At 59.8% G+C, this 19,554-nt stretch carries 18 protein-coding genes; 3 read left to right on the forward strand and 15 right to left on the reverse strand.

Features of this window, described 5'->3' with window-relative positions:
• Nucleotides 1-14 precede the first annotated feature (14 nt).
• The 3 genes from htpG to CAG11_RS17725 all read right to left on the reverse strand — a co-directional run bounded on the left by htpG (nucleotide 15) and on the right by CAG11_RS17725 (nucleotide 2,926).
• Nucleotides 15-1,919: a molecular chaperone HtpG gene (gene htpG, locus CAG11_RS17715; protein WP_031321217.1), complete on the reverse strand. Its 1,905-nt coding sequence runs from the start codon at nucleotides 1,917-1,919 to the stop codon at nucleotides 15-17.
• Between the two features lie 90 nt (nucleotides 1,920-2,009).
• A complete protein-coding gene (locus CAG11_RS17720; RefSeq protein ID WP_085597240.1) occupies nucleotides 2,010-2,462 on the reverse strand; it encodes a PaaI family thioesterase in 453 nt (150 codons plus the stop codon).
• On the reverse strand, nucleotides 2,459-2,926 hold the full coding sequence (locus CAG11_RS17725; RefSeq protein WP_085597241.1) for a PaaI family thioesterase: 468 nt from the start codon (nucleotides 2,924-2,926) through the stop codon (nucleotides 2,459-2,461). Before CAG11_RS17725 ends, CAG11_RS17720 begins: the two co-directional genes overlap by 4 nt.
• Nucleotides 2,927-3,081: 155 nt before the next feature.
• Between CAG11_RS17725 and CAG11_RS17730 the strand changes: the two genes are divergently transcribed.
• Nucleotides 3,082-3,333 (forward strand): hypothetical protein, encoded by a 252-nt coding sequence (locus tag CAG11_RS17730; protein ID WP_011060058.1) that lies wholly within the window; start codon nucleotides 3,082-3,084, stop codon nucleotides 3,331-3,333.
• Between the two features lie 66 nt (nucleotides 3,334-3,399).
• Here the strand turns inward: CAG11_RS17730 and CAG11_RS17735 are convergent, their stop codons facing one another.
• Nucleotides 3,400-3,801, reverse strand: a complete 402-nt coding sequence (locus tag CAG11_RS17735; RefSeq protein WP_085597242.1) for an MAPEG family protein — start codon at nucleotides 3,799-3,801, stop codon at nucleotides 3,400-3,402.
• Complete coding sequence (locus CAG11_RS17740) at nucleotides 3,801-4,538, reverse strand: DUF599 domain-containing protein (protein ID WP_085597243.1); 738 nt, start codon at nucleotides 4,536-4,538, stop codon at nucleotides 3,801-3,803. The genes CAG11_RS17735 and CAG11_RS17740 overlap by 1 nt, the downstream gene beginning before the upstream one ends.
• Between CAG11_RS17740 and CAG11_RS33620 the strand changes: the two genes are divergently transcribed.
• Nucleotides 4,528-4,692, forward strand: a complete 165-nt coding sequence (locus CAG11_RS33620) for a hypothetical protein (protein ID WP_158091424.1) — start codon at nucleotides 4,528-4,530, stop codon at nucleotides 4,690-4,692. The two genes, CAG11_RS17740 and CAG11_RS33620, sit on opposite strands and share 11 nt — an antisense overlap.
• 12 nt (nucleotides 4,693-4,704) lie before the next feature.
• Here CAG11_RS33620 and brnQ read toward each other — a convergent pair whose 3' ends face one another.
• From brnQ to sdhC, 10 genes are all read right to left on the reverse strand, one after another.
• Nucleotides 4,705-6,018 (reverse strand): branched-chain amino acid transport system II carrier protein, encoded by a 1,314-nt coding sequence (gene brnQ / locus CAG11_RS17745; RefSeq protein ID WP_031321214.1) that lies wholly within the window; start codon nucleotides 6,016-6,018, stop codon nucleotides 4,705-4,707.
• A gap of 353 nt (nucleotides 6,019-6,371) precedes the next feature.
• Nucleotides 6,372-7,253 carry a succinate--CoA ligase subunit alpha gene (sucD, locus tag CAG11_RS17750; protein ID WP_022643108.1) on the reverse strand — a complete coding sequence of 294 codons (882 nt, stop codon included), beginning with the start codon at nucleotides 7,251-7,253 and terminating at the stop codon, nucleotides 6,372-6,374.
• The gene (gene sucC, locus CAG11_RS17755) at nucleotides 7,253-8,419 is read right to left on the reverse strand and encodes an ADP-forming succinate--CoA ligase subunit beta (protein ID WP_022643107.1); all 1,167 of its coding nucleotides are present in this window, start codon (nucleotides 8,417-8,419) and stop codon (nucleotides 7,253-7,255) included. The genes sucD and sucC overlap by 1 nt, the downstream gene beginning before the upstream one ends.
• 229 nt (nucleotides 8,420-8,648) lie before the next feature.
• The gene (gene lpdA / locus CAG11_RS17760; RefSeq protein ID WP_085597244.1) at nucleotides 8,649-10,085 is read right to left on the reverse strand and encodes a dihydrolipoyl dehydrogenase; all 1,437 of its coding nucleotides are present in this window, start codon (nucleotides 10,083-10,085) and stop codon (nucleotides 8,649-8,651) included.
• A gap of 99 nt (nucleotides 10,086-10,184) precedes the next feature.
• A complete protein-coding gene (gene odhB, locus CAG11_RS17765) occupies nucleotides 10,185-11,408 on the reverse strand; it encodes a 2-oxoglutarate dehydrogenase complex dihydrolipoyllysine-residue succinyltransferase (RefSeq protein WP_085597245.1) in 1,224 nt (407 codons plus the stop codon).
• A gap of 42 nt (nucleotides 11,409-11,450) precedes the next feature.
• Nucleotides 11,451-14,282: a 2-oxoglutarate dehydrogenase E1 component gene (locus CAG11_RS17770; protein ID WP_085597246.1), complete on the reverse strand. Its 2,832-nt coding sequence runs from the start codon at nucleotides 14,280-14,282 to the stop codon at nucleotides 11,451-11,453.
• A gap of 262 nt (nucleotides 14,283-14,544) precedes the next feature.
• A complete protein-coding gene (locus CAG11_RS17775) occupies nucleotides 14,545-15,249 on the reverse strand; it encodes a succinate dehydrogenase iron-sulfur subunit (protein WP_022643104.1) in 705 nt (234 codons plus the stop codon).
• An 11-nt stretch (nucleotides 15,250-15,260) separates the two neighbouring features.
• On the reverse strand, nucleotides 15,261-17,033 hold the full coding sequence (gene sdhA, locus CAG11_RS17780) for a succinate dehydrogenase flavoprotein subunit (RefSeq protein WP_022643103.1): 1,773 nt from the start codon (nucleotides 17,031-17,033) through the stop codon (nucleotides 15,261-15,263).
• A 3-nt stretch (nucleotides 17,034-17,036) separates the two neighbouring features.
• Complete coding sequence (gene sdhD / locus CAG11_RS17785) at nucleotides 17,037-17,405, reverse strand: succinate dehydrogenase, hydrophobic membrane anchor protein (protein WP_022643102.1); 369 nt, start codon at nucleotides 17,403-17,405, stop codon at nucleotides 17,037-17,039.
• Entirely contained in the window at nucleotides 17,399-17,773 is a 375-nt protein-coding gene (gene sdhC / locus CAG11_RS17790; RefSeq protein WP_011060048.1) for a succinate dehydrogenase, cytochrome b556 subunit, read from the reverse strand. Before sdhC ends, sdhD begins: the two co-directional genes overlap by 7 nt.
• Before the next feature lie 363 nt (nucleotides 17,774-18,136).
• On the opposite strand from sdhC, the gene gltA reads away from it, so the two are divergent.
• Complete coding sequence (gltA, locus tag CAG11_RS17795; RefSeq protein ID WP_022643101.1) at nucleotides 18,137-19,426, forward strand: citrate synthase; 1,290 nt, start codon at nucleotides 18,137-18,139, stop codon at nucleotides 19,424-19,426.
• Nucleotides 19,427-19,554: the final 128 nt, after the last annotated feature.

A 19,554-nucleotide genomic window follows, 5' to 3' on the forward strand; every position in this document is an offset into this window, starting at 1 on the left:
TTCTTGCTACTTGGTTAAACCGACAGCTCGACCAGGAGCTTGTTCAACCGGCGGACATAAGCCGCTGGGTCTTTCAAGCTGTCACCGGCCGCCAGGGCAGCCTGGTCGAAGAGGATGTGCGACAGGTCGCCAAAACGCTCTTCGCTCTGCTCGCCGTCGAGCTTCTCGATCAACGGATGGCTCGGGTTGAACTCGAAGATCGGCTTGGAGTCCGGCACCTTCTGCCCGCTGGCTTCGAGGATCTGGCGCATCTGCAGGCCCAGGTCCTGTTCACCGATGGCCAGGATCGCCGGCGAATCGGTCAGGCGGTGGGAGACCCGCACTTCGCTGACGTTCTCGCCCAGGGCGGTCTTGATCCGCTCCACCAGGCCTTCCTTGCTCTTGGCGACTTCCTCGGCGGCCTTCTTGTCCTCTTCGGAGTCCAGGTTGCCCAGGTCCAGGTCACCACGCGCCACGTCGACAAAGCTCTTGCCGTCGAACTCGTTGAGGTAGCTCATCAGCCACTCGTCGATCCGGTCGGTGAGCAGCAGCACTTCGATGCCTTTCTTGCGGAAGACTTCCAGGTGCGGGCTGTTCTTGACCTGGGCGTAGGATTCGCCGGTGAGGAAGTAGATCTTGTCCTGGCCTTCCTTGGCACGCGCCAGGTACTCGGCCAGGGAAACGTTCTGCTCGCCGTCTTCGCCCTGGGTGGAAGCGAAGCGCAGCAGGCCGGCGATCTTCTCCTTGTTGGCGAAATCCTCGGCCGGGCCTTCCTTCATCACCTGGCCGAAGTTCTTCCAGAAGCCCTTGTATTGCTCCGGCTCGTTCTTGGCCAGCTTCTCCAGCATGTCCAGCACGCGCTTGGTCAGCGCCGACTTCATCGAATCGATGATCGGGTCTTTCTGCAGGATCTCGCGGGAGACGTTCAGCGACAGGTCGTTGGAGTCCACCACGCCCTTGATGAAGCGCAGGTACAGCGGCAGGAAGGATTCGGCCTGGTCCATGACGAACACGCGCTGCACGTAGAGCTTGAGGCCCTTCGGTGCTTCACGCTGGTACAGGTCGAACGGCGCGCGGGCCGGTACGTACAGCAGCGAGCTGTATTCCAGCTTGCCTTCGACCTTGTTGTGGCTCCAGCTCAGCGGGTTCTCGAAGTCATGTGCGATGTGCTTGTAGAACTCCTGGTATTCCTCGTCCTTGATCTCGGTACGCGGACGAGTCCACAGGGCGCTGGCACGGTTGACGGTTTCCCACTCCAGCGCCGGCTGCTCTTCGCCTTCGGCAGCCGCAGCTTCCTTGGGCAGCTCGATCGGCAGGGCGATATGGTCGGAGTACTTCTTGATGATGTTGCGCAGGCGCCAGCCATCGGCGAACTCGTCTTCGCCGGACTTCAGGTGCAGGACGATGCGGGTGCCGCGCTCGGCCTTGTCGATGGTAGCGACTTCGAACTCGCCTTCACCCTTGGACGACCAGTGCACGCCCTCGCTGGCGGCCAGGCCGGCACGACGGCTGAACACTTCGACCTGGTCGGCGACGATGAACGCGGAGTAGAACCCGACGCCGAACTGGCCGATCAGGTGCGAATCCTTCTTCTGGTCGCCGGTGAGGTTCTTCATGAAATCGGCGGTGCCGGACTTGGCGATGGTCCCCAGGTGGGTGATCACATCTTCACGGCTCATGCCGATACCGTTGTCTTCGAGAGTGACGGTCTTGGCGTCCTTGTCGAAGCTCACACGGATTTTCAGCTCGGCGCCACCTTCCAGCAACTCGGGCTTGGACAGGGCTTCGAAGCGCAACTTGTCGACCGCGTCGGAGGCGTTCGAGATCAGCTCGCGCAGGAAGATTTCCTTGTTGGAATACAACGAATGGATCATGAGGTGCAGCAGTTGCTTCACCTCGGTCTGGAAGCCCAGGGTTTCCTTTTGAGTTTCCACACTCATGGTCATCAAACTCCAATCAGATGGCATTGGCCGCACTCCGGAAGCGGTGAGCGGCGGGATGACATGAAAGTGGGGATCACTCTGCAGATTTCAAGAGCCGGTCCGATCCTGGATCTTGAAATGTGCACGAGCGGTGGCGATCGGCTCGTCGGCAGTGCTCTGCCACGCCGTAATCGCGACATTGGCCACCCGCCGCCCCTGGCGGCATACCTGGCAACGGGCGAAGGTGTCGCGAAAACGCCCGGCGCTCAGGTAGTCCAGGGAAAAGTCGATGATCTTCGGCACCTCGGGAGAACCGGTGAAGACCAACAAGTGCAGGGCTGCCGCCAATTCCATGAAGCCGGCGATCACCCCCCCATGCAGCGCCGGCAACAAGGGATTGCCGATGTTGTCCTTGTTGGCCGGCAGGCGAAACAGCAACTCGTCGCCCAGGCGCGAACACTCGATACCGATCAACGCGGCGTAGGGAATCCGCTGCAGCAAGGCTGCGTACTCGCCCTGGCGGTGGGCCTGCTCCAGCAGGGTCTTGAGATCCTCGCTCATGCCCGCTCTCCCTTGCTGGCAGCGGAAGCGCCAGGCAAGCCCTTGCCCATGCGCATGAAGGTTCCTACCACATGGGCCACCGGATGCTCGGGATCGTCCTGGTAGGCAAAACCGCGGGTAAAAATCACATCGGTGGTGACCCTGTAACACTGGGCAAACCCGTGCACGGCCTGATGCGGTTGCGCCGGGTGCATGTAGTCTATGCGTAGGTCCAGGGTCGGGCACACCTCGAACTCCGGCAGTACACAGAGGGTGGCCAGACCGCAGGCGGTGTCCATCAGCGTGGTCAGGGCCCCGCCATGGATGACCCCGCTCTGGGGGTCGCCCACGATTTGCGGGCTATAGGGCAAGGTCAGGGTCAGCCCCTCCGGGGAGGCGCTATGGACGCCGATACCCAGCACCTGGCAGTGGCGCAGCGCGGAAATAAAGCGCTGTGCTCGTTCGAAGATCAGATCTTGCGCCATGGCGAATGCCTCTAGTTATTGTCTGGAATGTGCGCTCGATAAAGTAAAAAAGTTCCGTGACATCAATCTTTAATATATCTGCGCAGCCAAGGAACTTAAGTCACAAGGCCATGATCGAAAGGCCAGTAGATATCTTCACTCAGGAGAAACACCCCATGCGTAAGACTTTAGCTATTGCCCTGATGCTGACCGCTTCCCTCGGTCTGGCTGCCTGCGACAAGAAATCCGAGGACAAAGCTCAAGATGCCAACCAACATGCTGAGCAAGCCCAACAGAAAATGAACGAAGCTCAGGATAAGGTGAACGACGCAGCCAAGGAAAACGCCGAAGCTGCCAAAGATCAGGCTGAATCCAACAAGGCCGCTGCTGAAGAAAGCGCCAAGGAAGCAGCACCTAAAACCAACTAAGTCGGTTTTAGCGCAGTACAGAATAAAGCCCGCCAAGTGCGGGCTTTATTTTTTTCGGCGTAACTTCTATGCCAACAACCAACGAAAAGTTGGACTAAGCATCAATAACAAAGAACACGACAGGCCAACTCCCCAGGCCAGGCTCCGTTGCCACGCCAGGTCGGCCAGATAACACCCCAGGTAAAGCACACGGGCAACCACGAAGACGATCGCCAGGGTATCGATCAACCAGCCCTGGGTCTGCGTGGTGTGTGCCATCAACACGCCCACGGCGAACAGGATGAAGGCTTCGAAACTGTTCTGGTGCGCCGCCAGGGCCCGGGCCCCACGCCCGCTCAACCGGGCCTGTTGCAGGCGCGGCAGATGGTTGTCGTAGCCGCCCTGCTCCTTCATGGCCTTGGCCACTGGCATCCGCGCAATGAAGATCAACAACGCACTGATAAACACGCACCAGAACGTAATGGTCATCAGTTGTTCTCCTTGTTCACCTCGGGCAATGGCGCCTCTGTAGGGGTATAGACCATGACGTCCAGAACGTCGGAATGGAACTCGCGACGATAGAGCACCAGCACTACCCCACTGCTCATCAACATGAACAACCAGGGACTGACGAACCAGGCCAGCATGCTCATGCCGAAGTAATACGAGCGCAGGCCAAAGTTGAACTGGTTGGCCGCCATGGAAATCACCCGCGCGGCGCGGGCGGCAAAGGCCTTGCGCTCCTGCTCGGAGACATGCCGCTCACCGATCATCGGCGCCGACCCCACCAGCACCGCGGCGAAGTTGTATTGGCGCATGCACCAGCTGAAGGTGAAGAAGGCATAGACGAACACCAGCGCCAGGCACAGCAACTTGATTTCCGACATGCCCTGGGATGCCTGCTGGACCATGGGGATGTCGGCCAGCAGCGAGACCGCGCGCTCCGATGCTCCCAGCACAGTGATGATGCCGGCCAGGATGATCAGGGTACTGGAGGCGAAGAACGAAGCATTGCGCTCCAGGTTACCGATCACACTGGCATCGGCGATGCGGTTGTCCCGCAACAGCATGCGGCGCATCCAGTCTTCGCGATACAGGTGCAGGACGCTGGCCAGGCAAGGTGTGTCGCGGCCTTTCCAGGTGGCGTAGCGGGTGTAGCCGCCCCAGCAAACGATGAACCAGAGGGCGGCCAATAGGTGGATCTGGTTGGCTTGGATGAACGACATGCAAATTCCTGTGGGCATTGGCGAAAGCTGGGAGCAATGTTTCGACGCCTCGCCAGAGAAAAAGACACCGCGCAAGGCCCATAAAAAATGCCCCGTATCGATGGATACGGGGCATTTTCAACAGCGCTGGCCGACCGCTCGTGACGGCCGGTGAACACCGGTCAAATCAGGCCAGGGCTTCGCTGGGCTTGCCCAACAGGCGATCGCAGACCACGGCCAGGGCCAGGACGATCACCGAAGGCACCAGCCAGGCCAGGCCCTGCTCGCTGAGCGGCAGGTGGGACAGCTGGCTGGGGATGAGACCGGCAAACGCGGTGCCCTTGATCGCATCGATCAGGCCGAAGATGAACGATACCAGCATCACCGGGCCGACGATGCGGCGCTGATCCTGCCAGAAGTCCTTGCAGAAGCTCAGGGCCACCAGGACGATGCATGGTGGATAGATGGCGGTCAGTACCGGGATCGAGAACGCGATCAACTTGGTCAGGCCCAGGTTCGACACCACCAGCGAGAAGCCCGCGAGGATCACTACCAGGGTCTTGTAGGACAGCGGCAAGACCCGGCTGAAATACTCGGCACAGGCGCAGGTCAGGCCTACGGCAGTCACCAGGCAAGCCAGGGAGATCAGTACCGCGAGGAAACCACTGCCCAGGGAGCCGAAGGTGTGCTGCACGTAGGCATGCAGCACTGCCGCGCCGTTGGTCGCACCGACAGCCACTTCATGGCTACCGGAGCCCAGGCGGAACAGGCTGACGTAGACCAGCGCCAGGCCGACACCGGCGACCAGGCCGGCGATCACCGCGTAACGGGTGATCAACTGCGGCGACTCCACCCCGCGAGAACGGATGGCGTTGACGATGACGATGCCGAACACCAGCGCGCCCAGGGTATCCATGGTCAGGTAGCCATTGATGAAGCCTTGGGAGAACGGCGCCGCCACGTATTCCGGAGTGGCCTGGCCGATGTCACCAGCCGGCAGGGCGAAGGCTGCGATGCCCAGGACCGCAAGGGCGATGATCTTCAGCGGGGCCAGGAAACGCCCGACGGTATCCAGCAGGCGGCCAGGGTACAGGGAGATGAAGAACACCAGCAGGAAGTAGGCGGTGCTGTAGAGCGCCAGCGCCAGCGGGCTTTCGCCAGTCAGCGGGGCCAAGCCTACTTCAAAGGATACGGTGGCCGTGCGCGGTGTGGCGAACAGCGGGCCCACTGCCAGGTAGCTCACTGCAGCCAACAGGCCGCCGGCAACCTTGCCGATGGGGCTGCTCAGGGAGTCCATGGCGCCACCGACCTTGGCCAGGGCCACCACGGTGATCACTGGCAGGCCGACCGCGGTGATCAGAAAGCCCAGCGCCGCCATCCAGACATGGGGTCCGGACTGCAAGCCGACGATAGGCGGGAAGATGATGTTGCCTGCCCCGACGAAGAGGGCAAAGGTCATGAATCCGAGCGCCAGGATGTCCTGGCCTTTCAACACTTTCATTAAGGAAATACCACACTACTGAATCGGAATTTAGAGAGGGATTTCCCTTTGGGGTGAGGGAAATGCTGTCAATCCGTATAAGACTGACCCGTTTAGCGTGCCGCAGCCTTGTGGGTAGCAGACACATCAAAGAGGCGGCTAGCGTAACGAATCTGTAAGACGAACGCACCGCCACGGTGCGAATTTTCTTATATGCGACATGTCAAATGTCGCTTTTTTGAAACTATATTTCCGCGGGTATTAATCCCCTTCTCGCTCCAGCCCTGGCCCTGGGCTGCTTGCGGCTCGCAGAAAGGACAAAGGCCACCCGAAGGTGGCCTTTGTCAGCAGCATTGCAAGCTAAGCGTGGGAGCTTACTTGACAGTCCAGCCAGTCAGCTCGGCCAGGGCCTTGCCGATGTCTGCCAGCGAACGCACGGTTTTCACGCCAGCGTCTTGCAGGGCAGCGAACTTCTCGTCCGCAGTACCTTTGCCGCCGGAGATGATTGCACCTGCGTGGCCCATGCGCTTGCCCGGAGGAGCAGTCACACCAGCGATATAGGAAACAACCGGCTTGGTCACGTTGGCCTTGATGTAGGCAGCCGCTTCTTCTTCAGCCGAACCGCCGATCTCGCCGATCATCACGATCGCCTCGGTCTTCGGGTCTTCCTGGAACAGCTTCAGGATGTCGATGAAGTTGGAGCCTGGGATCGGGTCACCACCGATGCCGACGCAGGTGGACTGGCCGAAACCGGCGTCAGTGGTCTGCTTGACGGCTTCATAGGTCAGGGTGCCGGAACGGGAAACGATACCGACTTTGCCTGGCAAGTGAATGTGACCTGGCATGATGCCGATCTTGCATTCGCCCGGAGTGATCACGCCTGGGCAGTTAGGGCCGATCAGGGTCACGCCCAGCTCGTCGCACTTAACTTTAGCGTCCAGCATGTCCAGGGTAGGAATGCCTTCGGTGATGCAGACGATCAGCTTGATGCCGCCGAAAGCCGCTTCCAGGATCGAGTCCTTGCAGAAAGGAGCTGGAACGTAGATCACGCTGGCGGTGGCGCCAGTGGCAGCTACAGCGTCTTTGACGGTGTTGAACACTGGCAGGCCCAGGTGCTCGGTGCCGCCTTTGCCTGGAGTTACGCCACCCACCATCTGGGTGCCGTATTCGATGGCTTGCTGAGTGTGGAAGCTACCCTGCGAACCGGTGATACCTTGGCAGATAACCTTGGTGTCTTTATTGATCAGGACGCTCATTATTTGCCCTCCGCAGCTTTGACAACTTGTTGAGCAGCGTCGGTCAGGCTGGTAGCAGCGATGATGTTCAGACCGCTTTCTGCCAGTACTTTAGCGCCCAGTTCAGCGTTGTTGCCTTCGAGGCGAACAACAACCGGGATTTTCACGCCGACTTCTTTCACGGCGCCGATGATGCCTTCGGCAATCATGTCGCAGCGAACGATGCCGCCGAAGATGTTGACCAGTACTGCAGCGACGTTGGCGTCGGACAGGATGATCTTGAAGGCTTCGGTCACGCGCTCTTTGGTAGCGCCACCACCTACGTCGAGGAAGTTGGCTGGCTTGCCGCCGTGCAGGTTGACGATGTCCATGGTACCCATGGCCAGGCCAGCACCGTTGACCATGCAACCGATGTTGCCGTCCAGGGCTACGTAGTTCAGTTCGAACTTGGCAGCGTGAGCTTCACGCGGATCGTCCTGGGACGGATCGTGGAAGGTCTTCAGCTTAGGCTGGCGGTACATGGCGTTGGCGTCGATGTTGATCTTCGCGTCCAGGCAGTGCAGATCGCCGTCGGCCTTGATTACCAGTGGGTTCACTTCCAGCAGGGCCAGATCGTGATCCTGGAACAGCTTGGCCAGACCTACGAAGATCTTGGCGAACTGGGCGACTTGCTTGCCTTCCAGACCCAGTTGGAATGCCAGCTCGCGACCCTGGAATGGCTGAGCGCCAACCAGTGGATCGATAGTGGCCTTGAGAATTTTTTCTGGAGTGTCGTGAGCGATCTTCTCGATGTCCACGCCACCTTCGGTGGAAGCCATGAACACGATGCGACGGCTGGAACGGTCAACGACAGCGCCCAGGTACAGCTCTTTAGCGATATCAGTGCACGATTCAACCAGGATCTTGGTGACAGGCTGGCCATTGGCGTCAGTCTGATAGGTCACCAGACGCTTGCCCAGCCACTGCTGTGCGAATGCCTTGGCGTCTTCCTTGTTGCGAACCAGCTTGACGCCGCCCGCTTTACCGCGACCACCGGCGTGAACCTGGGCTTTGACAACCCACTCGGAGCCGCCAATCTTGTCGCAAGCTTCTGCTGCTTCTTCCGGGGTGTCTACCGCGTAGCCTTTGGATACTGGCAGGCCGTATTCAGCGAACAGCTGCTTACCCTGATACTCGTGAAGATTCATGCTTTTTACCGTCTTCGTTAGGTACTGCGCATTCGGCGCTGCACTCCAGATGAGTGCCGCACCACCTGTGACCGCTACTCTCAAACCAGCGCCACACCTGGGTTCCGGAGCCTGGGCCCCGGTCCAGTGTGTGGCGCTACCCTGAGAGGTCGAGTCCAGCGGATATTCCGCGGTGAGTCTTGCGCACAAGGCTCACGACGGGCCAACCGCCGTGGTTTCTTATTATTGCTTAGCGTTTCTTGCGGTTGGCGATGTGGATGGCAGTGCCATTCACAGCCAGGGCTGCTTCGTGCAGGGCTTCGGACAGGGTCGGATGGGAGAAAACCATCATGCCCAGGTCTTCGGCGCTGGTGCCGAATTCCATGCCGATCGCACCTTGTTGAACCAGTTCCGCAGCGCTTGGGCCAATCACGTGGACGCCCAATACGCGATCAGTCTTGGCATCGGCGATGACCTTGACGAAACCGCCGGTGTCGTTGGCTGCCATGGCACGGCCGCTGGCGGCAAACGGGAAGGTGCCGACGTTAACTTCTACGCCTTCAGCTTTCAAGGCCTGCTCGGTTTTACCGACCCACGCGATTTCCGGGTGAGTATAGATAACCGACGGGATCAGGTCGTAGTTCATCTGAGCCTTGTGGCCCTTGATGCGCTCGGCAACCATGATGCCCTCTTCAGAGGCCTTGTGCGCCAGCATCATGCCGCGAACCACGTCACCGATGGCGTACACGCCCGGTACGGTGGTGGCGCAGTGATCGTCAACGTGCACGAAACCGCGCTCGTCCAGGGTCACGCCGCAGTCGGCAGCCAGCAGATCAGTGGTCACCGGACGACGACCAACGGCAACGATCAGCTTGTCGAAGGTGATGTTCTGCTCACCATTGGCGTCGGTGTAGGTCACCACGACTTCTTCGCCATTGACCTTGGAGCCGGTCACGCGAGCACCCAGTTTGATGTCCAGGCCTTGCTTGGTCAGGGTCTTCAGCGCTTCCTTGGAAACCGCGGTATCAGCGGCCATCAAGAAGGTGTCCAGGGCTTCCAGGACGGTCACCTGCGCACCCAGGCGCGACCAGACCGAACCCAGCTCCAGACCGATGACGCCAGCGCCGATCACGCCCAGACGCTTAGGCACTGCCTGGAATTCCAGGGCGCCGGTAGAGTCCACGATCACGTTCTGGTCGACCGGAGCCGGCGGAATGTCGATCGGACGCGAACCTGGAGCCAGGATCACGTTTTCGGCTTCGATCACTTCGACCGAACCGTCAGGCTTGGTGACTTCGACTTTCTTGCCGGCCAGCAGCTTGCCGTGGCCCTGGATCGAAGTGACGCCGTTGGCCTTGAACAGGGTGGCGACACCGCTGGTCAGGCCTTTGACGATGTTGGCCTTGCGACCGACCATGGCCGGTACATCCATGCTCACGCCGGAGTGGCTGATACCGTGGATGGCAAAACCGTCCTGGGCTTCGTGGAATTTCCAGGAACTGTCCAGCAGAGCCTTGGAAGGAATGCAACCGACGTTCAGGCAAGTACCGCCGAGGGCCAGCTTGCCCTCCTTGTCGGTGTACTTCTCGATGCAGGCAGTCGTCAGACCAAGCTGTGCGGCCTTGATGGCGGCAACATAACCGCCTGGGCCCGCACCAATCACTACCACGTCGAATTTCTGAGTCATAAAAGGTTCCTTTTAACGGCAAGCTAGAAGCTGCAGCCACAAGTTCCAAACCACCGCCCAGGGGCTAGTGGCTTGGCGCTTGCAGCCTGCAACTGCTTTTTAGATGTCCAGGAGCAGACGCGCCGGATCTTCCAGCAGGTTCTTGATGGTCACCAGGAACGACACGGCTTCTTTACCGTCGATCAGGCGGTGATCGTAGGACAGTGCCAGGTACATCATCGGACGAATGACCACTTGGCCGTTGATCGCCATAGGACGCTGGATGATGTTGTGCATGCCCAGGATGGCCGCTTGCGGCGGGTTGACGATCGGGGTCGACATCATCGAACCGAAGGTACCACCGTTGGTGATGGTGAAAGTACCGCCAGTCATCTCTTCCATCGACAGCTTGCCGTCGCGAGCCTTCTTGCCGAAGGTGGCGATGCCGTTCTCGATCTCTGCCAGGCTCATCAGCTCGGCGTTGCGCAGCACCGGTACCACCAGGCCACGATCGCTGGAAACGGCGACGCCGATGTCCGAGTAGCCGTGGTAGACGATGTCCGCACCGTCGATCGACGCGTTGACCGCCGGGAAGCGTTTCAGGGCTTCGGTGGCAGCCTTCACGAAGAAGGACATGAAGCCCAGGCGCACGCCGTTATGGGTCTTCTCGAACAGGTCCTTGTACTTCGAACGCAGGGCCATGACTTCGGTCATGTCGACTTCGTTGAAGGTGGTCAGCATCGCCATGTTCGACTGGGCTTCGACCAGACGCTCGGCAACCTTGGCACGCAGGCGGGTCATAGGCACGCGCTTCTCGACGCGATCGCCGGCAGCGAAGACCGGAGCAGCAGCGGCCGGAGCCGGAGCCTTGGCAGGCGCGGCAGCCGGAGCGGCTTTCTTGGCGGCGATGGCAGCCACTACGTCTTCCTTGGTCACACGACCGCCCTTGCCGGTGCCGGCAACGGAAGCGATGTTGATGCCGTTTTCTTCAGCCAGCTTGCGTGCAGCTGGTGCGGCGATTGGATCGTCTTCGCCTTCGGCAGCAGCCGGGGCTGCGGCAGCGGCGGCCGGAGCAGCTGCGGCGGCTGGAGCTGCGGCAGCAGCACCACCCTCGACGATGGAGCCCAGGACTTCGTCGGACAGAACGGTGTCGCCTTCGTTCTTGACGATAGCGCCCAGCACGCCGTCGGCGGTAGCCAGCACTTCCAGTACGACTTTGTCGGTCTCGATGTCGACGATCAGCTCGTCACGCTTGACGGCGTCGCCCGGTTGCTTGTGCCAGGTGGCAACGGTGCCATCGGCAACCGATTCCGGGAAAGTGGGGGCTTTGATCTCGATAGCCATTATCTGTGGTTCCTTAAATTCGGTTTCAGGTGCGCGAAGGCGTTAAACGGTAAACGCGTCTTGCAGCAGTTTTTCCTGCTGCTCGGCGTGCATCGATGCGTAACCACATGCTGGAGCAGCAGAAGCCTCACGGCCCGCGTACTCGAGTACGAGAGACTTGTTGAGGTTGCTGATGCTGCGACGCAGGTGGTGCTGGCTGCAGTACCAGGCGCCCTGGTTCATCGGCTCTTCCTGGCACCAGACGGCCGCTTTGGCATTGGTGTAAGGAGCCAGGACTTCTTTCAAGTCGTCCTCAGGGAATGGGTACAGCTGCTCGATACGCACGATGGCGATATCTTCGCGGCCTTCGGCACGGCGTTTTTCCAGCAGGTCGTAGTAGACCTTGCCGCTGCACAGAACCACGCGCTCGACCTTCTTCGGATCCAGAGCATCGATTTCCGGGATAACGGTCTGGAACGAACCTTCAGCCAGATCTTCCAGGGTCGAGATGGCCAGCTTGTGGCGCAGCAGCGACTTCGGAGTCAGGACCACCAGCGGCTTGCGCAGCGGACGGATTACCTGACGGCGCAGCAAATGGTAGATCTGTGCCGGCGTGGTCGGCATGCACACCTGGATGTTGTGCTCGGCGCACAACTGCAGGTAACGCTCGAGGCGTGCCGAGGAGTGCTCTGGACCTTGCCCTTCATAGCCATGCGGCAGCAGCATGGTCAGGCCGCACAGGCGACCCCACTTGTGCTCGCCACTGGTGATGAACTGGTCGATCACCACCTGGGCACCGTTGGCGAAGTCACCGAACTGGGCTTCCCAGATCACCAGCGCATTCGGCGTGGTGGTCGAGTAGCCGTATTCGAATGCCAGCACGGCCTCTTCCGACAGGAACGAGTCGTACAGGTCGAAACGCGGCTGGCCTTCAAACAGATGCTTGAGCGGCACGTAGGTGCTGGCATCTTTCTGGTTGTGCAGGACCGCGTGGCGGTGCGAGAACGTACCGCGGCCGATGTCCTGGCCGGTCATGCGGATCGGGTGGCCTTCGAACAACAGGGTGGCGTAGGCCATGGTCTCGGCGTAACCCCAGTTGATCGGCAGGCCACCGGCTTGCATCTTCTGGCGATCTTCGTAGATCTTCGAGACCTGACGCTGGACCACGAAGCTATCAGGCACTTCCAGCAGCTTGGCGGACAGTTCCTGCAGGGTCTTCAGGTCGAAGCGAGTGTCATGACGTGCGGTCCAGGTGTGGCCCAGGTATGGACGCCAGTCGACGAACAATTCCTTGTTCGGCTCCTTGACCAGGCTCTTGACCACATGCAAGCCGTTGTCCAGCGCATTGCGATACTCGTCGACCTTGGCCTGGACGCGTTCGGCGTCGAGCACGCCGCCCTGGGTCAGGCGCTCGGCGTACAGCTCGCGAGTGGTGCGCTGCTTGGTGATCTGCTGGTACATCAGCGGCTGTGTGCCGCTTGGCTCGTCGGCCTCGTTGTGGCCACGGCGGCGGTAGCAGACCAGGTCGATGACCACGTCACGCTTGAACTGCATGCGGTAGTCGATGGCCAGCTGGGTGACAAACAGCACGGCTTCCGGATCATCGCCATTCACATGGAGGATCGGCGCCTGGATCATCTTCGCAACGTCGGTGGCGTACTCGGTGGAACGCGAGTCCAGCGGGTTGCTGATGGTGAAACCAACCTGGTTGTTGACCACGATATGCACGGTACCGCCGGTCTTGAAACCGCGGGTCTGCGACATCTGGAAAGTTTCCAGGACCACGCCCTGACCGGCGAATGCCGCGTCACCGTGGATGGAGATCGGCAGGACCTTGTCGCCGCTCGAATCGTTGCGGCGGTCCTGACGGGCACGTACCGAACCCTCGACCACCGGGGAAACGATTTCCAGGTGGGATGGGTTGAAGGCCATGGCCAGGTGCACTTCGCCACCGGAAGTCATCACGTTGGAGGAAAAGCCCTGGTGATACTTCACGTCACCGGAACCCAACTCGACCTTCTTCTTGCCTTCGAACTCGTCGAACAGCTCGCGCGGGTTCTTGCCGAAGGTGTTGACCAACACGTTCAGGCGACCACGGTGGGCCATGCCGATCACGACTTCCTTGGTGCCGTAGGAGCCGGAGCGCTGGATCAGCTCGTCGAGCATCGGGATCAGGCTTTCGCCGCCTTCCAGGCCGAAGCGCTTGGTGCCCGGGTATTTGGTGCCCAGGTACTTCTCCAGGCCTTCCGCCGCGGTTACGCGCTCGAGCAGGTGGCTCTTGATGTCAGCCGAATAGGCTGGGCGGCCACGTACGCTTTCCAGACGTTGCTGGAACCAGTGGCGCTGCTCGGAATCGGTGATGTGCGTAAATTCAGCGCCGATGGTGCGGCAATATGTCTGCTGCAACGCTTCGTGAATTTCGCGTAGGCTCGCTTCCTCTTTGCCGATGAACAGGTCGCCGGCACGGAAGGTCGTATCAAGATCGGCATTGGTCAAGCCGTAATGATTGATCGACAGGTCTGCAGGTGCAGGACGCTGCCACAGTCCCAGCGGGTCCAGCTGGGATGCCTGGTGGCCACGCATCCGATAGGCCTGGATCAATCGCAGCACTTCAACTTGCTTCTTCTCGTGCTCACTGCTCACGCTCCCGGCGGAAACCGGTTGGGCGCGGCGCTGGTTCTTTGCCAGCAAGACGAAATGATCGCGGATCGTCGAGTGCGAAACATCGATGGCAGTGTTGCCGTCGGCAGGCAACTTATCAAAGTAAGTGCGCCACTCTTCTGGCACAGCGTTAGGGTCGTGCAGGTAGAGCTCGTAGAGCTCTTCCACATATGCAGCGTTGCTACCGGATAGGTAGGCGCTGTTCCACATGCGCTGCATCACGCTTTCTTGCATGCTTGGTCACCCTCGGTTAGGGGAACACCACCGGCGACGACACCGAGCAAGCTTGCAGAAGTCCGAATGCAGCGACCAAAACAAGCCACTTAGGATCACGCTGATAGTCCGGGTACCAGCCCGGATGCCCCTGCTTGTCTCATTTCTTCAAAATATAGAGCAGCCACTTCGTGAGCTGCTGCTCAGGTTAGAGCCAGGACGCGGGTTGAAGCCCGCGCCTCGGCTTTTACGGTACAGCGGTCCTACGGGTACAACAGCTGAATCACACGCCGCTCTGCAGCAGCATGTTACGAATGTGACCGATGGCCTTAGTCGGGTTCAGGCCTTTCGGACAAACGTTGACGCAGTTCATGATGCCACGGCAGCGGAATACGCTGAACGGGTCATCCAGCGAAGCCAGACGCTCGGAAGTCTTGGTATCGCGGCTGTCTGCCAGGAAGCGATAGGCTTGCAGCAGAGCGGCTGGACCCAGGAACTTGTCCGGGTTCCACCAGAAGGATGGGCAAGAGGTCGAGCAGCAGGCGCACAGGATGCACTCGTACAGACCGTCGAGCTTCTCACGTTCTTCCGGCGACTGCAGACGCTCGATAGCCGGAGCCGGAGTATCGTTCTGCAGGAATGGCTTCACCTTCTCGTATTGCTTGTAGAAGATGCTCATATCGACGACCAGGTCACGGATAACCGGCAGGCCTGGCAGAGGACGGATGACCAGCTTGTTCTTCTTGACCACGGCGGACAGCGGCGTGATGCACGCCAGGCCGTTCTTGCCGTTGATGTTCATGCCGTCGGAACCGCAAACGCCTTCACGGCAGGAGCGACGGTAGGAGAAACCCTCGTCCTGCTCCTTGATCAGCGCCAGCACGTCCAGCACCATCAGGTCCTTGCCACCGGTATCGACCTGGAAAACCTGGGTTTTCGGGGCAGAGTCGGTGTCAGGGTTGTAACGATAAACTTCGACTTGCAACATGACTGCCACCCTTAGTAAGTCCGGACTTTAGGCTCGAAAGCCGGTACGGTTTTCGGCGAGAAGTTAACACCACGCTTGGCAACGCGCTTCTCACCCGGGAAGTACAGGGTGTGGCACAGCCAGTTTTCATCGTCGCGATCTTCGTAGTCTTCACGGGCGTGAGCTCCGCGGGACTCTTTACGCACTTCAGCGGCGATGGCGGTGGCTTCAGCCACTTCCAGCAGGTTTTGCAGTTCCAGAGCTTCGATACGGGCAGTATTGAACGCCATGGATTTGTCGTTGATCTTGACGTTGGCGATGCGCTCACGCAGGTCGGCCAGTTGGGCAATACCCTTCTGCATGTACTCGCCGGTACGGAATACACCGAAGTAGTTCTGCATGCAGCTCTGCAGTTCGCGACGCAGGCTGGCGACGTCTTCGCCGGTGGTACGCTCGTTGAGCTTGGCCAGGCGGCTCAGGGCAACGTCCACATCGGTATCGCTGGCATCGCGGTATTCGATACCGTCGGTCAGCGCTTTTTCCAGGTGCAGGCCAGCCGCACGACCGAATACCACCAGGTCCAGCAGCGAGTTGCCGCCCAGGCGGTTGGCACCGTGTACCGATACGCAAGCCACTTCACCCACTGCGAACAGGCCAGGGATGATGGTGTCTTCGCCAGCGGCGTTCTGGGTGATGGCCTGGCCATGGATGTTGGTGGCAACGCCGCCCATCATGTAGTGGCAGGTAGGCACGACCGGAACCGGAGCGACTACAGGGTCGACGTGGGCGAAGGTCTTGGACAGCTCGCAGATACCAGGCAGGCGGCTGTGCAGCACTTCCTCGCCCAGGTGGTCCAGCTTGAGCATCACGTGGTCGCCGTTAGGACCACAACCGTTGCCAGCGATGATTTCCTTGACCATGGAACGTGCCACTACGTCGCGGCCAGCCAGATCCTTGGCATTCGGAGCATAACGCTCCATGAAGCGCTCGCCGTGCTTGTTGATCAGGTAGCCACCTTCGCCGCGGCAACCCTCGGTAACCAGAACACCAGCGCCGGCGATACCGGTCGGGTGGAACTGCCACATCTCGATGTCCTGCACCGGAACGCCGGCACGCAGGGCCATGCCCACGCCGTCGCCGGTGTTGATCAGAGCGTTGGTGGTCGAGGCGTAGATACGACCCGCACCGCCAGTGGCCAGAACGGTGGCCTTGGACTTGATGTACAGGGTTTCGCCGGTTTCGATGCAGATCGCGATCACGCCAACGAACGCGCCATCCTGGTTCTTCACCAGGTCAACTGCGTAGTACTCGTTGAGGAAAGTAGTGCCGGCCTTCAGGTTGCCCTGATACAGGGTGTGCAGCAGTGCGTGACCGGTACGGTCGGAAGCGGCACAGGTACGGGCGGCCTGGCCACCTTTACCGAAGTCCTTGGACTGGCCGCCGAACGGACGCTGGTAGATACGACCAGTTTCGGTACGGGAGAACGGCAGCCCCATGTGATCCAGCTCGAAGACCGCGGCCGGGCCTTCCTGACACATGTATTCGATAGCGTCCTGGTCACCGATGTAGTCGGAACCCTTGACGGTATCGTACATGTGCCAGCGCCAGTCATCGTTCGGGTCGGCCGAAGCGATGGCGCAGGTGATGCCACCCTGGGCGGATACAGTGTGCGAGCGGGTCGGGAAGACCTTGGTGACTACAGCAGTCTTGTGACCGCCCTGGGCCAGCTGCAGTGCGGCACGCATGCCGGCGCCACCGCCGCCAATGATGATGGCGTCGAAAGAAATGGTTGGAATGTTAGCCATGAATCAGATACCCCAGAGAATCTGCACACCCCAGACGAAGTAAGCGAACATTGCGACGCCGCATACTGCCTGGAAAAGGAAACGTACCGCTGTCGCCGACTTGCCCAGCGCCATATGCGTCAGGTAGTCGGTCGAGATGGTCCACATGCCGACCCAGGCGTGAGCGCCAAGGGCCACCAGGGCCAGCAGACTGAAGATACGCATCCAGTTGTTTGCGAACAGGCCATGCCACTGGGTGTAGTCAATGCCCGGATTCGCTACGAGGTACCCGATCAGAAAAATGAAATAAGCCGCGAGAACGACCGCAGAGACACGCTGCGCCATCCAGTCATAAAGGCCCGAACGCGACAGGTTCGTAACGCTGGTTACCATATCCAAACTCCCGCCAGAACGATTACCACCACGGATACGGCGATAACGATTTTCGAGCCCAGCTTGCCGCCTTCCAGCGTCTCACCGATGCCCATGTCCATAATCAGATGGCGTACACCGGCCACCAAGTGATACAGCAAGGCGGACAGGAGGCCCCATGCAACGAATTTGGCCAGCGGACTGGTCAAGCACGCCTTCACCTCGGCATAACCTTCCTCGGAGCCCAGGGACTTGCTCAATGCGTACAGCATGATGCCGATGCCCAGGAAGAGGATGATGCCGGAAACACGGTGGAGAAACGACGTAACGCCGGTAATGGGGAGTTTGATGGTCCTTAGGTCTAGGTTTACAGGTCGTTGGCTATTCACGGCTTTTTTTCACACTGAAGAGCCCCTAACAATCAGGGCAAAGTTGTTGGGGAGTGCACTGGTCAGGTAACCACCACCCAGGGAGTGCGACCCCCATCAAAACAGGCCCAGAAGCCCATGGCGGTCGGTGGCCGAGTATAGACAGTTAGGCTACTAATGACAACGCAAACGCCTTCCCCTAATAGCTGATTGCGTTAGCTTTATAAAAGGCGTAAATGGCAGTGAATTTCGCTAAAAAATCCCTCTCAAAGCCTTCTGGGACAAGACTTTAGGCAAATTGACATTCAGATTTATCCCACTATAGTGGTGCGGGCCCTGCGTGGGGGGTCTGTCTGATGATTTCAAGCATAAATAGGAGGCCACATGGCTGACAAAAAAGCGCAGTTGATCATCGAGGGCGCAGCCCCCGTCGAGCTGCCCATTTTAACCGGCACCGTTGGTCCCGACGTAATCGATGTTAGGGGCCTGACGGCCACGGGCCGCTTCACTTTCGACCCCGGTTTCATGTCGACCGCCTCCTGCGAGTCGAAGATCACCTATATCGACGGCGACCAGGGTATCCTGCTGCACCGCGGCTACCCGATCGAACAGCTGGCCGAGAAATCGGACTACCTGGAAACCTGCTACCTGCTACTTAACGGCGAACTACCCAATGCCGAGCAGAAAGCCCAGTTCGTCAGCACCGTGAAGAACCACACCATGGTTCACGAGCAACTGAAGAGCTTCTTCAACGGCTTCCGTCGCGACGCCCACCCGATGGCCGTCATGTGCGGCGTAGTCGGCGCCCTCTCGGCGTTCTACCACGACTCCCTGGACATCAATAACCCGCAGCACCGCGAGATCTCCGCCGTGCGCCTGGTCGCCAAGATGCCGACCCTGGCAGCGATGGTCTACAAGTACTCCATGGGCCAGCCGATGATGTACCCGCGCAACGACCTGTCGTACGCGGAGAACTTCCTGCACATGATGTTCAACACCCCGTGCGAGATCAAACCGATCAGCCCGGTGCTGGCCAAGGCGATGGACCGGATCTTCATCCTCCATGCCGACCACGAGCAGAACGCCTCCACTTCCACCGTGCGCCTGGCGGGTTCCTCGGGCGCCAACCCGTTCGCCTGTATCGCTGCCGGTATCGCGGCCCTCTGGGGTCCTGCCCACGGCGGTGCGAACGAAGCCGTGCTGACCATGCTCGATGAAATCGGCGACGTGTCGAACATCGACAAGTTCATCGCCAAGGCCAAGGACAAGAACGATCCGTTCAAGCTCATGGGCTTCGGTCACCGCGTCTACAAGAACCGCGACCCACGCGCCACCGTCATGAAGCAGACCTGCGACGAGGTCCTCAAGGAACTGGGCATCAACAACGATCCACAACTCGAACTGGCCATGCGCCTGGAAGAGATCGCCCTGACCGACCCGTACTTCATCGAGCGCTCGCTGTACCCGAACGTCGACTTCTACTCGGGGATCATCCTCAAGGCGATCGGCATTCCAACCAGCATGTTCACCGTGATCTTCGCCCTGGCGCGTACCGTCGGCTGGATCTCCCACTGGAAGGAAATGCTCTCCAGCCCTTACAAGATCGGCCGTCCTCGCCAGCTGTATACCGGCTACGAGTCGCGCGACATCACCAAGCTGGAAGACCGCAAGTAAGACCGGCCTTGCGCTCCCGTCTTAGCTACACCGCATACGGCCCCTGAACAGGGGCCGTATTCTTTCCCCTCTCCCCTCCCCCCCGACCACGGCACAAGGCCTGCAGCCATCAGCGCAAGCGCCTGTAC

Origin of the sequence: Pseudomonas sp. B6(2017), assembly GCF_002112765.1 — a bacterium.
Classification (GTDB): domain Bacteria; phylum Pseudomonadota; class Gammaproteobacteria; order Pseudomonadales; family Pseudomonadaceae; genus Aquipseudomonas; species Aquipseudomonas piscis.